The organism is Leucobacter japonicus (assembly GCF_001273855.1).
GTDB classification, from domain to species: domain Bacteria; phylum Actinomycetota; class Actinomycetes; order Actinomycetales; family Microbacteriaceae; genus Leucobacter; species Leucobacter japonicus.
This window is the reverse complement of sequence record NZ_JHBX01000015.1, coordinates 1-334: the sequence shown is the minus strand read 5'-3', so window position 1 is coordinate 334 and position 334 is coordinate 1. Positions and strand designations below refer to the sequence as shown.

Here is a 334-nt window from a genome sequence, read left to right as displayed (position 1 = left end):
CTGCAGCAGCTCGCGCCGCTGCGCGACAGCCTGGGCAAGCTGGAGCACACCGTCACGAACATGGAGCAGCAGCGCGTCGCGCAGCACGGCGAGCTGGCCGAGCAGCTGCGGCAGGCCGCGCGTGCCGAGGAGAAGCTGCGGGGCACGGCGGAGAATCTCGCGGCGGCTCTGCGCTCGAACAACACCCGCGGCCTCTCGGGCGAGACGCAGCTGCGGCGCAGCATCGAGGCAGCCGGCATGATCCAGCACGTCGATTTCGAGGTGCAGCAGCAGCTCACCACCGAACGCGGCGCGGCACGGCCCGATCTCGTGGTGCACCTGCCCGGCGGCAAGT

General features: G+C 71.6%; 1 protein-coding gene. It reads left to right on the top strand.

From position 1 onward, the window contains the following. A partial coding sequence (gene rmuC / locus AMS67_RS00035; protein ID WP_156316459.1) for a DNA recombination protein RmuC occupies positions 1-334 on the top strand: 334 nt, incomplete at both ends.